This window comes from Tetragenococcus halophilus, from assembly GCF_001712815.1.
Taxonomy (GTDB): Bacteria; Bacillota; Bacilli; order Lactobacillales; family Enterococcaceae; genus Tetragenococcus; species Tetragenococcus halophilus.
In genome coordinates, this window is record NZ_CP012047.1 from 486427 (window position 1) to 500152 (window position 13726).

A 13726-nucleotide genomic window follows, 5' to 3' on the forward strand; every position below is an offset into this window, starting at 1 on the left:
CTTTTCTACTATAATTTTCTTTTAAAAAACGACATTACTTTCTAACATGATATTAGCAAAGGGTGACATTTCACCTGTTCGCACGAATACTTTACAATCTTTGAGCTCTCTTTTTAATTCTTCGTGGGAAATGTATTTTATTGTTGTGTCTGGTAATTGTTTTTGGATTTGTTTTAGCATCTCTGGATTTTTCGTCTTAATTTCTTCTGCTAAATAAATTTTTTGAATTTCTAGTTCTTCTAGTACGTTATTTAAGACATCCATAAATTTAGGGATATCTTGGGTAACGGCCAAATCAATCTTTTCGGTTTCATCCGGTACAGGTGTACCTGCGTCGCCGATGGCTAATTTATCAAAGTGACCCATTTGTGCGATAACTCGCGATAAATTGGAATTAATGACTTTTGTCTTTTTCATGTCTTTAAACATTCCTTTCAATATTATATTATTTCATTTTTGTAAGGGATCGATGGTTGTGCGCCAAAACGTTGGACGGTGGCAGAAGAGGCTTTATTGCCATGTAAAATCGCTTCTCTTAGGTTAGAAAAATCCTTTTCCAAGGTCGCAATCATATAACCAATAAAGGTGTCTCCAGCAGCTGTTGTGTCTACGGCCTTTACTTTAAAAGCAGGAACTAATTCGCTATACCCATTAAAATCATAAAAGGCGCCTTTTGCTCCAAAAGTGATAATTACAGCTTCAACGCCTAATTCGTGCAATTTCGCCGCAGCTTTTTTAGCTGAAGTTTCATCGTTTACTTCAATCCCAGTGATTGTTTCTGCTTCAGTTTCGTTGGGAATAATCATATCCGTTAATTTTAATAGTTTTTCCGGTAGATCACTTTCACCAGGAGCTGGATTCAAAATAGTTTTGACATTTTTACTGCGAGCAATTTCAAAAGCTTTTATCGTAGCTTCAATCGGAGTTTCCAACTGGGCGATAACAAAATCATTCGTTTCAATTAGTGAACTATTTTTTGCAACTTCTTCTGTGCCAAAAGCATAGTTTGCACCAGCATAGAACATAATAGAATTTTCTCCGTTATCGTCAATGGGGATGAAAGCTTGACCAGTTGGTTCGTTTTGGATGATCTCAATGCCAGAAACATCAATTTTTTCTTCTTTTAATAAATCAAGCATCTGTTCTCCAGGACCATCATTACCTACGGCACCAATAAAACTTGTATTTGTTCCGGCTCTTGCAGTGGCAACAGCTTGATTAGCTCCTTTACCACCAGCTGCAGTATAGTGCTCTTTTCCATGAATTGTTTCACCTGGTTTTACCATTCGATGAACTCGTAAGTTGGTATCTAAATTAATGCTTCCTACAATTGTCGCTTTATTCATTTCAGATCTCCTACTTTCATTAATTATGTGAATTTTGCTTTGAATAAATCCACAAAATAGCTTAAACCTTTTTATTTAAAAAGTAAACCGGTTTTATGTATTTATTGAGGTTTTTTGAGAGAAATAAAGACGGCGTTATTTATTCTAAAAAGTATTGATATTTATTTGCCAAAACATCGTTTGACGGCTGATTACGTTCAAGTGAATTACGAAATGCCAGTCAATATGCATGAAACAAATGCCTATTTCTGATCCTTATGGAAATACATGATAAAATTATTCTAACGTAAAAGATAACTGGCAAGTTAAATGTGAGCACATTATAATAAGGATATATAAGGAAGTGATTAAATGGAAAAAACAATATTTGGCAATACCGAGAATGGAAAGACAGTATTTTTGTATACTTTTAAAAATGAGCAGGGTATGGAAATGACAGTTAGTGATTTCGGTGCAACATTGACCAATCTTTGGGTGACTGATAAGGATGGTAAAGCAAGAGACATTGTTTTAGGCTTTCCTTCACTGAAAGGTTATGAAATAAACAATGAATTCTTTTTTGGTGCTACGGTTGGGCGTAATGCGAACCGGGTAGAAAATGCTGCATTTGAATTAAATGGCGTTAGGTATAAATTGAATAAAAACGAAGGCAATAATAATTTACATAGTGGACCTGATGGCTATCAACTAAGGATTTGGGAAGTAAGGGCGGTAAATGAATTGGAGCATTCAATTACCTTTGCGCTAGATAGTGTAGATGGAGATCAGGGGTTTTCCGGTGAGTTAAATTTGGAAGTAACATATCAGCTTCAAGAAGATGCAATTTCTATAACTTATAGGGGAAATGCTGACCAAGACACCATTTTTAATCCAACAAACCATAGTTATTTTAATTTGAATGGACACCAAAATGGTGATGTATTAGACCATGTTCTTCAGCTTAATGCATCAAAATATACGCCAATTAAGGCTGAAAGTTCAATACCAACAGGAGAAATCTTAACAGTTGAAGATACACCTATGGACTTTAGAAGTAGTAAAAGAATTGGAAAGGACATTCAGAAAAATTTTTCTCAATTAAATTATGCTCAAGGATATGATCATAATTTTGTAATTGATCAAAATGCTGACATAACAGCGAGACTAGAAGGAGATCAGTCGGGGATTTTAATGGAAGTGTCTACCCAACTCCCAGGTGTTCAAGTTTACTCTGGAAACTTTTTAAACGATACGCCAGGGAAAAATAATGCTTTTTATCCACCACGAGGGGGCGTATGTTTTGAAACACAAGCTTTTTCCAATGCGGTTAATGAACCGAACTTTGCAACGCCCATTCTTAAAAAAGATGAAGAAAAAATCCTTAAAACCACTTATCGATTTATGACTGTTAATTAAGAGTGTATTTTACTTAACATGATTACCGCCAAGATATTGGATATAATGTGGTATGTTCTATTTCATCAGCGCTACTGTTTTTTCTATATATAAATGACCCTTTTCAACAATATCTGCATTGTTACCATTAAAGATACTAATACTTATCAAATTTTCTTGCATATCAATTTTGGAATGAGGGGCAACAACGGTTTTTATTATTATTATTATTATCTGTAGTACACTTATGATAAAGAGTTATAGGAAACTGCGAAAATGTTATTAAAAAATATGATATATAGCGGCGTGCATTTTCCGCGTCGTTTTTTTTGAGCAATGTATTGAAATGATTTGGGCTTGGCGATTCTCAATCCGATCTATTCTTTTATTGTAATAAAGAGCAGTGAGATTGATAAAGCATTCGTCAAAAATCAATAACGTTTTTCAAAGATAAAAAAGATACATAAGAACGAAAGAAGGAAAGACATTATGGAAAATGAAATTGTTACTAAGCAGACAAAATTAGCAATATTGGCTGTTGCTCTACTTTCTTTTTTAGGAATTTTAGTAGAGACTTCATTAAATGTAACATTTCCAACATTAACGGAAGAATTTAATGTGTCACTAGGAACTATGCAATGGGCGACTTCTGGTTACTTATTGATGGTAACGGTCGTTATGAGCGCATCGGGTCACCTGATTAAAAAGTTTAAAGCACAGCACTTATTTCGTATAGCCGTATTATTTTTCATTACAGGGACAATATTATGCGCAAGCGCTGTTTCATTTCCGATGTTGATGACCGGGCGCTTACTTCAAGCAGTTTCGACAGGATTGTCAACGCCCTTGATGTTTCAGATCATTTTATCCTTAGTTCCTCAAAGTAAGATGGGTGTTTATATGGGAATTGGTAGTATGGTAAACTCCTTTGCACCTGCACTAGGTCCAACCTATGGTGGTCTTTTTACCTCCTTTTTATCATGGCGTGCTATTTTTTTTATAGCAATCCCTATTATTTTAGTGAGTATATGGCTCGGTGGAAGAAACATTCAATTAGAAGCTGTTGGGACCAAACAGCGCTTTGATTGGATAGGGCTTGTTCTTTTATCCTGGGTATTTGTAAGCCTTAGTGTGGCATTTGCAAATGCTGGTAATAATGGATTTTATAGTTTATCTTTTTTTAGTCTTTTAGCTATTTTTATTGTAGGAATTATTGCTTTGTTTGTTCATTATCATTTTTCTGAAAAAAAGATACTAAATTTTTCCCTGCTATTACGACCAATTATTGGTTTACGTTGGTTGAACTTTTTTATTTTGCAGTTTATTAATATAGGTATTTCTTTTGTCTTACCGATTCTTGCACAAGATTATTTAAATACTGAACCATTTATCGCTGGTTTAATTTTACTACCAGGTTCGTTGTTAGGCGCTGCAATTGCTCCTTTAGCAGGGCGTTTGTATGATCGGCGCGGCATATTTTTACCTTTAACGATAGCAAATGTATCTATGTTTTTAGGTTGCTGGCTTTTTTATTTTGGTACCCCAATTTTAAGTATAAGTTCTATGGTCTTAATTTACGTCTTTTTGCGTGTTGGATTTAATTTTGGTTTTGGCAATACATTATCTGATGCTAGTAGACAAGTAACTATAGAAGAAAAGGCAGATATTAACTCTTTGTTTAATACTTTTCAACAATATGCAGGTTCAATTGGTACTAGTGTCTTGTCTGCGATCATTTCTTCCGTTCAGTTACAGCAAGATGCAGCTTCTGGTTTATTAACAGCACAAGGTAGCCAAATCGATTTCGTACTTTTGGCTATTTTAGCGGGTATTGGCTTATTGACAGTATTTATCAGCCAACGTTTAAAAAGAAGATATACTTCTATGAAGTCATCTACTTAAAAGCAAAGTTTTTAGCGGTTGATCCAGACAGTCAGCTGCTTTTTTATTTTAGATAAATGTTTTTTAAGTAATCTATTGAACATTCCCAATTATCGACTGAATGACTGTTTTTTTGATATATAAATTTTTTCTATGAGTTCATGCATGAATCCTATTGGACAGGAAATAAAAGGCAGTTTACATTTAAGTATGAAGATTGTTAAAAATGTAACAAGGTTTGCTGATTAATTTTTGCAAGGAATTGCGTTATGTGGACTACAATAATTCTAATGGTTTTATATGAAGGGCTTACTAAAGGAGAGAAAACGATGGATAACAAAGGAAAAATTGATGTACAAGCAAAAGGTCATAATGGCCCGATCGATTTCGAGCTTAGTATTGATGACGGTCGAGTGACTGATCTAGAAATAAAACAACATTCAGAAATACCCGGGATTTTTGACCAAGTGGCTGATAAACTAAGGTCCGATGTTTTAGAAAATCAAAGTTTTGCCATTGACGCTATTAGTGGCGCTACTGTCATGAGTGAAGCTATCTTAGAATCCGCAGATCAGGCAGTAAAAAACGAAGGCGTCCAATTGCCTGAAAAAGAAAAAGAGCAAACGCGACAAAAAGAAGAGATCCAAGTAGATATTGTGGTCATTGGAGGCGGTGAAGCAGGTTTAGTCGCTGCAGCTCGTTTATTAACGGCAGGAAAAAAAGTTGCTTTGCTAGAAAAAAATGGCTATCTAGGTGGCGCAACAATTTTAAACGGCTCGAATGTCACAGCTACAGGATCAAAAACAGCAAAAAGAATTTTTGGTGAACAGGCCAAAAAAGATACTCCTCAACATTTAGCCGCAGATGTTAGTAATGAAAGTTTACACACGAATGACCAAAATTTAACCCAAGTGATGACAGAAAATATTGGTGAAGCTATTGATTTTATCAGTGATTTTGTCAATTTGAATTATGGCAAAGCGCAAACACAAACTCCAGAACACTCGATAGATCGTCAAATTGAGTTATCTTCTTCTAGTAGTTATGAATTGGTTAAGAAAGCGGCGGAAGCTTTTACTAAAAAAGGAGGACAGATCTTCTTAGATGCTCGTGTAGAACATATTCTTCAAGATGAGAACGGTAAAGTTACTGGTGTCGTTGCCGAAGGAAGAAAACGTACGTTAACCGTACATGCAGATGCGATCACATTAAGTACAGGTGGATATGGCGCGAATTTAAATATGCGAGGTAAGAAAGCCAAGGGTTAGACTATTATGGTCCACAAACTTCAACAGGCGATGCCTATGGATTTTTGTCGCCTTTAGAATTGCAAACGAGAAATATCGGTTGGTATAAAGTTTATCCGCACGGTGTGGAAGTGGAGCCAGGTATTGCTAAATTAACAACCTATGCATCGAAAAAAGCAACGGATATGGGTGCGATTTATGTGAATAAAGAAGGTCATCGAATTGTCGACGAATCCGACGTCTATGCCAAATTAAGAAATGCTGTGCTAGAACAAACGGATAAAATGGCCTTTTTGCTTATGGATCAACGAACTTGGCAAGAGTTTTATTACTTATTAACTTTACATGATTTTACGGAAGAAGAAATTCAGCAATATTTTGCTAACGACGGCCCAAAATCCCCTATATTTGTTCATGGAAGTCTAAAAGATGTAACACAAAAAGCTAGGATTGATGCTGAGCAACTACAAGAAGCTTTAAATAATTATGAAAGTTATGCAGTTCAAGGAAAAGATGAAGACTTTGGTAGAGATCCGCAATTCTTGCATAGCTATGAAGGAAACGAATTCTATGTGGTTGAACAAAGAGATCGTTTTGCCACGACACTTGGTGGATTTGTCACTGAAGCGGATTTAAAACTGCGAACTAAAGATGGAAAAGAAATTTCCAATATTTGGGGCGCAGGGGAAGTCATTGGTGGTGCGAATGGCCATGACTCTATGCCAAGTATGATGAATACTTGGAGTATTTCTTCAGGATATGTAGCCGCAAATAATGCACTTCTACAGTTGAAGTAAGTGGAAGTTTTTAAAGTGTTATTTAAGGTTATACAAAAAGCAATGGGTTCAAAATAGGTCCTTTGCTTTTTTATATAAAACTTTTTAAATATTAAGCATAAATCTCGTAATATTTTCCTACTTTGCTATAGTATGTTTTGCAATAAGTCAAAGGAGGAAGACTATGTCTCGAAGTATTCGCAGTATTCTTGCGTTCATTGTCTCAACGATTTTAGGTTTTGGCGTGATTCAATATCTTGCTTATCCAACATTATTACAATATGAACGATTCGCCAATGTTATGAACCGTTTTGATTATACAAAAGAAACATTGATGGTATTTGTCATATTGAGTTTATGGCTTTTATACTTGCAAGTGGAGTTTCGACATTTTTCGCTTGTCTATCTTTATTTATTTTATAGTGTTTATCTGTTTTTGCTTTTTGTTGTCTTATTTACAAAAGCGCCAGAGTATCATACATTTAATGCTGATCTGTTCGATTTTCTTGTTTGGGATAGAGCAACGTTGATAGAAGCGTTCTTAAACTTAGCTTATTTCATTCCATTAGGTGGGTTGTACGGCCTGCGAGTAAACTGGGTTGAATTTATTTTGATTTCATTATTAACCATCACAGGCATTGAAACGATACAATATGTCTTTTATATCGGAACCTTTTCAGTTAGTGATATTTTGCTGAACTTTTTAGGTTGTTTAGTCGGCTATAGCATTTGTTTGATGATAAGACGGTATATGAATAAAAAGCCGGCAACAGAAAGGGTCAATTGATAGTTAAAAAAGTGAGGGAAAACTAGAAAGTTCGCAGAAATCGGAGATGGGAAACAATTTCTTTCTTCGATTTTTTAGTTTATTTGGCATGAATGTTATAAAGAAAAATCGGTTCACATCCAAACTCATTAGATTTAGCTGACGAAAAGTGTGTTGTGATAGATAAGGTTGTTAAAAGACCAAAAGGTGAGACCACCGATATTTCTGTTAACACGATTGTTATTGATACAGTCTGTTCTCCACGAAAAACAAAGTTGATAAAGTACGTGCAAGAAGCTAGTATAAAATATAATTTTAACGGTTTATGGATATTTAAGTAGGAAACTATAACTTTTAAACAGTGGACGGATTAAAAGTTCTCAGTTCATTATATTTGGAATTTTTTTAAAAGGATAAGCTGGGTACTTTCTATTTTAGTTAATGCTAATAAACGATTTTAATCCCTATATTTAATGCGGAGTATAAATATATATATAATTAAAAAGTTGAATTAACAGTAATAATTTATACTTTATTTATTGATGAGAACCTGGCAAAATGTACATAAGAGGAAAAGAATAAATAATAGGTGTTGCTTCTCTATGGACTATTTATCATTTACGCGAGTCGAGATCACTCATAAATCACTAAGTTGTCTCGCACCAAATAGCATTGTTTGATAAAAATGAGCCCTTATTTTTTCAACAATGTTTAGTTATTTTTTTATTAAAATGTTTTAAAACCGCGTGTGTTACGCGGTCGCTCTCTTCATGAGAGCGTGGATTGAAATTTGAAAGCGATCGTCTGGTACTGTATAAACACAAGTCGCTCTCTTCATGAGAGCGTGGATTGAAATCACTTTTATAAGTGTCGTGAGTGGCTGTATTTTTGTCGCTCTCTTCATGAGAGCGTGGATTGAAATAAGACGCTAGAGATACCGGAGAAGACTATTACCTTGTCGCTCTCTTCATGAGAGCGTGGATTGAAATATTTGAACTTGTGTCCATTTAATCATGTTACTTACGTCGCTCTCTTCATGAGAGCGTGGATTGAAATACTTTTCCAAATACTTTTTTGTTATTTAATTCAACGTCGCTCTCTTCATGAGAGCGTGGATTGAAATATCCATCGAATGGGTAAAACTTAACCACGGCACCCTGTCGCTCTCTTCATGAGAGCGTGGATTGAAATCATAGCGTCAAGATCTGTGTCTGGAAAGACTTCTGTCGCTCTCTTCATGAGAGCGTGGATTGAAATTCTTTATACTTCCAAAATGAGTGGTGGGGCTTAGAGTCGCTCTCTTCATGAGAGCGTGGATTGAAATTTTTAACTTTAATGTGAGCTAGCCCCAAACCCGGTCGCTCTCTTCATGAGAGCGTGGATTGAAATCTGCTGGTTGAATACGAATTCTTTTTGCTCCGAGTCGCTCTCTTCATGAGAGCGTGGATTGAAATTGTTGCGTGCTAGCAGATTGGCTACTACCGCTATTGTCGCTCTCTTCATGAGAGCGTGGATTGAAATAAACTATTTGAACCAAAAAATACACAAGATATGAGTCGCTCTCTTCATGAGAGCGTGGATTGAAATAACATGGAAGAATTTATCGAAGAGAATCTCACAGAGGTCGCTCTCTTCATGAGAGCGTGGATTGAAATTATTTTTTGGAAAATGTCTAATTCTGCTGCTGTTGGTCGCTCTCTTCATGAGAGCGTGGATTGAAATAATGGTCATGTTGGAATCACATCGAATTGAGGGGTTGTCGCTCTCTTCATGAGAGCGTGGATTGAAATTCACCCCCTTTCGTTGCTTCCTCGTAGTTTTTGGTGTCGCTCTCTTCATGAGAGCGTGGATTGAAATAATAAATTGAATACTGTCATTGATTCCCTCTCCTGTCGCTCTCTTCATGAGAGCGTGGATTGAAATGTCTTTACCATCTAACTTACAAATGAAAGGAAAGAGTCGCTCTCCTCGTGAAAACGACGGTCGAATCTCAATTCTTACTATTCCAGTTTATAGAATGCTTTTTAACTTTATCTGATGTTGGGTACAAATTTAATTACACTCTGATGTGAAATACAAATCTATAACATTTGACATAAAGTCTCTCCGATGTGTGAAGCTATTATATGAATTTCTTGATCAGCTTTTTACTTAAGACTTTTGTTTTAAACTCAATTTCATAAAGAAAAAAACGTAATTTTAAACCACTTGTCTATAAACACTTCCTTTATAAAAAGAATGGGATAAAATAAAAACTGGCAGCAAGGTACTCACCACCTGTCTTTTATTCAAATGAATTTTGTAGCTAGTTTATGAATAAAACCTATTTATTCGTCAACAATACTAAATGATAATTTATAATGGGAGATAATTGATCTATCAAGTGTTGTGATGATTAACGTTTGTTTATTTTCTAAGCCTAATTGTTTTTACAATACAATTTGGAATACGAGTAGCTTTAGAATTTTCCCACTGAAGTAATACGTCTTTGGCTTTTAATGTTATTCATGACAAATCACGTCCTTAAATAATTTTTTCTTAACAACTGTATATACCATGTATATACATAAAATTGAAATTAATATTTATCTTTAGGGACTTTTACTTAAGATAATTATTTTTTATTTGAATAAAGACAATACGTTACAAAGTAAGTTTTTGTGAGAAAAAATAAAAGAAAACTTTGGATTTTAAGGTAATAAGATAAAAAAACTGATATAATATTTTATAAATGCGTTTACAATTTATCTTTAGTTAAGATGAAAATGATCAGAAAGAATTAAGAAAATCTATTTGTTGTTTAAATATAAAATCATGTAGTAGAAAGAAGGCTAAAAGTGTTGCTTGCACATTATGATAAAAAAACAGGAAGTGATCAATCTTTAGACGTACATTTATTCAATGTTGCTAACAAAGCGGCAGAAGCTGCCAAAGAGATTGGACAACAAGACGTAGCCTTCCTTTGTGGCTTTTATCACGATTTGGGGAAAGTGGATGAAAAATTTCAGGATAAAATTATTCACCAGCGACAAACTCATGTGGATCATTCAACCGCTGGTGCTAAGTATTTGAAGGAAAAAATACAACAAGTCTTAAAAAAACAAATAACAGATCCTAGGCAAAATGAATATCGTGGGTCATTTATTGAGACCATTTGTTATGTCATTGCAGCACACCATGGGGTGTTTGACATTCCGTTAAAAGAAAGCGCTGATTCTCTATCAACGGATATTTTAGGTAAGTTATATAAAAGAATACTACATGGCTTGGATGAAACTTATCATTATGACACGCAAGTATTGAATTTCGCTTCTGAATTGGAAGCTGAGTTACAAAGAGAAAATCAAATCACACTTGAAGAACTTATTTTAGGCGCATTTGATAATTATTGTTTACTTTGGGAAAAGCTAAAACCTCAAGATAAATCAGAAAAAGATTTCTATACTTCTTTAATAGTGCGTTTATACCTTTCCTTGCTTAAGAATGCTGATATTCTGGATACGATTAATGCTTACACAAATATTGTCGAACCTATGTCGTCCCAAAAGTATGATAAACTTTCTGCTCATTATTTAGATTCTATTGAACAGGTATATGAAGGTTATCAAAATCCAACAACAAAAATCAATAAAATTCGTACTTCGATTGCCAAAGAGTCGAAAAGAAGAGGCTCGAAAGATTCAGCTGGAGTGTATCGTTTAAACCTACCTACGGGTGCTGGGAAAACAAAATTAAGCATGCGTTATGGATTTCATCAGATGAATGATCAAGGTCGGCATCGTTTTATTTATATAGCGCCATACTTGTCTATTCTTGAGCAAAACGCTGCAGAAGTGAAAGATGTTATCGGACCTGAAGGAGAAGAAGGTGTCTTAGAACATCACTCAAATGTAGTCGACACGGAAATCAAAGAAAATGTTGATGGTGATGAAAGGGAGACTACCTATAAAGACTATCTGATCGATACCTGGGATAGTCCGATCGTTCTTAGTACAATGGTGCAACTTTTTCAAACATTTTTTAAAGTAAAATCTGGGAATATACGTCGTTTTGCAAATTTAATTAATAGCACAATTATTCTTGATGAGGTCCAATCTCTACCGTTAGAAGTAACCACTTTATTTAATTTAACGATGAATTTTTTAAGTCAGATTATGAAAGTGAACGTTGTCCTTTGTACAGCGACACAGCCAGTTTATGATTCTAGTGGGATTGATCATCGTATACAATATGGGGGCTTGAGCGGTGAACCAGCAGATATTGTTAATTTAAACGACAAGCAGCGACAGGTTTTCGAACGAACGGAAGTTTACAAATTCAATGAAGATAATGAAATAGCAAGTATTGAAGATGTCGTAGATGAAGTTGTTGAGCATGAAGATGACTCCATTTTAATTATTTTAAATACTAAAGCAGCGGTTAAAGACTTATATGATCTGATTAAAGATCGGGACTTGCGGCAATGTTATCACTTGTCAACCAACATGTGCGCAAAGCATCGCTTAGATATTATTGAAAAAATTAAGAGAGAAATAAAAGAAGAACCCCTTATTTGTATCAGTACCCAATTGATAGAGGCAGGGGTTGATTTAGATTTCGATCGGGTGATTCGTTCATATGCAGGAATTGACTCAATTGTTCAAGCCAGTGGTCGTTGTAACCGCGAAGGAGGCAAGGACAAAGGTATTGTACAACTGGTTGATGTTGATAACAGTCAAGAGAATTTATCTTACTTGAAATCGATAAAAGATAAAAAAAAAGTAACAAAACAAATTATTGAAGACTTATCTTCTCCAGTAGATATTGAGCAATTAAATGATGAATTCTTTGAGCGGTACTTTGTAAATAGTGATAAGAAAGATCTTGACTATTCTTTAAGGCAAGAAGAACCTACCGTATATGATTTGTTATCTACCAATGAAATGAACAATGTGCAACATGCAGCACTGAAACAATCTTTTAAAGAAGCAGGAATAAAAATGGATTTGATCCAAGACAATTCAAAGGGGGTTATTGTCTACTATGATGAAGAAGGGAGCCAGCTGATTAAAAGATTGATTGAAGCAATTGATCAGTTTGAAATAGAATATGAAATGGATGCTGTGAAAACCATTAAACAATTATTAAAAAAACTGCAGCCGTACACGGTAAATATTCGTAGCTCGAATCAAACACAGCAAGCTGTAATGCCCTATATGGACGGAGAAATTCTAATTTTACAACAGAGTTTTTATGATAATGAGGTAGGTATAATAGACAATATGAATGAGTTTATACTATAGGAATCTCGATAGTATAAACATCATTAAATATAATATAATTTCAATCCGCATAGCTTACTATGATAGGAGTATTATACCATAATTATTTTGTTATAAAAAAGAGCTATTGATTAATTCTTTAGGTTAATGTATCCTAATATACATTAAATATTATATAGAAGGAAGTGAGAAATATAAAAGATTTTTTCATGAAATTAAGAGTTGATTTTGGTTTTATTTGGAAATTAACTTTTAAATTATTTATACGCTATCGAAAAGTCTAATTTTTAGACTTTTCGAAGTTCATTGGTCAAAATGATTTTATTTCTATGCTGAAAAGAAGGTGGAAAAATGTTTAAATCACGGGAATTTTTCGTGAGTTTAAAGGGAAAATATGCGCTTTTTACTAATCCTTCAACAAAGGGTGGTGGTGAAAAAGCAACGTATACTGTTCCGACAAGACAGGCATTACAAGGGTGTGTAGATAGTCTTTACTTTAAGCCGACATTTAAAAATGTTATTACCGAAGTAAAGATGATGAAACCAATACAGACGGAGGTTATTGGCACAAGAGCACTACTTGGAAATGGAAAAGCGGACCTAAATTATGTTTCTTATTTGACTAATGTGGAATATTTGGTTCGTTTTTATATGACCTGGAACGAAGCTCGTCCTGATTTAATCAATGATCGGAACCAAAAGAAACATGAGGCTATTATGGAACGATCGATAAAAAAAGGCGGACGTCGCGATATTTTTCTGGGAACAAGGGAATGCGTAGCTACGGCTGAATATCTTACACAAGAAGAATATGAACAAGCTGAGAGTTGTTATAAGGAAGATGTACTTTCCATGGGAATCATGTTTCAAGAATTTGAATATCCAGCAGAAGATAAACAGCCACTAAAAAGTTATTTTGCAGATATTGTCATGAAAGGCGGCGTTATTCGATTTAAAAACAAAGAAGATTGTGAGATTGTCAATACACTATCTACGTATAATTTTAAGACTCAACAAGAGATCAAATCTGTAGACAAAGAATTTGAAGAATATAAACAAATGGAAACGAGGTGAA

The 13726-nt window shown here is 34.5% G+C and carries 9 protein-coding genes and 1 CRISPR repeat array; of the genes, 7 read left to right on the plus strand and 2 right to left on the minus strand.

Annotated elements, in window-relative coordinates:
- Positions 1-21 precede the first annotated feature (21 nt).
- Together rbsD and rbsK are read right to left on the minus strand one after the other, a co-directional pair.
- Positions 22-417, minus strand: a complete 396-nt coding sequence (gene rbsD, locus AC806_RS02300) for a D-ribose pyranase (RefSeq protein ID WP_038022287.1) — start codon at positions 415-417, stop codon at positions 22-24.
- A 23-nt stretch (positions 418-440) separates the two neighbouring features.
- Positions 441-1346: a ribokinase gene (gene rbsK / locus AC806_RS02305; RefSeq protein ID WP_061840050.1), complete on the minus strand. Its 906-nt coding sequence runs from the start codon at positions 1344-1346 to the stop codon at positions 441-443.
- Between the two features lie 351 nt (positions 1347-1697).
- Here rbsK and AC806_RS02310 point away from each other — a divergent pair, with 351 nt between their 5' ends.
- The 7 genes from AC806_RS02310 (at position 1698) to cas5c (ending at position 13725) form a co-directional block, all read left to right on the plus strand.
- Positions 1698-2741 carry an aldose epimerase family protein gene (locus AC806_RS02310; RefSeq protein WP_069028698.1) on the plus strand — a complete coding sequence of 348 codons (1044 nt, stop codon included), beginning with the start codon at positions 1698-1700 and terminating at the stop codon, positions 2739-2741.
- A gap of 468 nt (positions 2742-3209) precedes the next feature.
- Complete coding sequence (locus AC806_RS02315) at positions 3210-4622, plus strand: MFS transporter (RefSeq protein WP_069028699.1); 1413 nt, start codon at positions 3210-3212, stop codon at positions 4620-4622.
- A gap of 308 nt (positions 4623-4930) precedes the next feature.
- Positions 4931-5869 (plus strand): FAD-dependent oxidoreductase, encoded by a 939-nt coding sequence (locus AC806_RS12090; protein WP_227869120.1) that lies wholly within the window; start codon positions 4931-4933, stop codon positions 5867-5869.
- Between the two features lie 44 nt (positions 5870-5913).
- The gene (locus AC806_RS12095) at positions 5914-6645 is read left to right on the plus strand and encodes an FAD-binding protein (protein ID WP_231960505.1); all 732 of its coding nucleotides are present in this window, start codon (positions 5914-5916) and stop codon (positions 6643-6645) included.
- A gap of 163 nt (positions 6646-6808) precedes the next feature.
- Positions 6809-7411 carry a VanZ family protein gene (locus AC806_RS02325; protein WP_014123873.1) on the plus strand — a complete coding sequence of 201 codons (603 nt, stop codon included), beginning with the start codon at positions 6809-6811 and terminating at the stop codon, positions 7409-7411.
- Between the two features lie 737 nt (positions 7412-8148).
- Positions 8149-9313: direct repeats of the CRISPR family, unit length 32 nt; unit sequence GTCGCTCTCTTCATGAGAGCGTGGATTGAAAT.
- Between the two features lie 914 nt (positions 9314-10227).
- Positions 10228-12672: a CRISPR-associated helicase/endonuclease Cas3 gene (locus AC806_RS02330; RefSeq protein ID WP_069028700.1), complete on the plus strand. Its 2445-nt coding sequence runs from the start codon at positions 10228-10230 to the stop codon at positions 12670-12672.
- A 330-nt stretch (positions 12673-13002) separates the two neighbouring features.
- Entirely contained in the window at positions 13003-13725 is a 723-nt protein-coding gene (gene cas5c, locus AC806_RS02335; RefSeq protein ID WP_069028701.1) for a type I-C CRISPR-associated protein Cas5c, read from the plus strand.
- Position 13726: the final 1 nt, after the last annotated feature.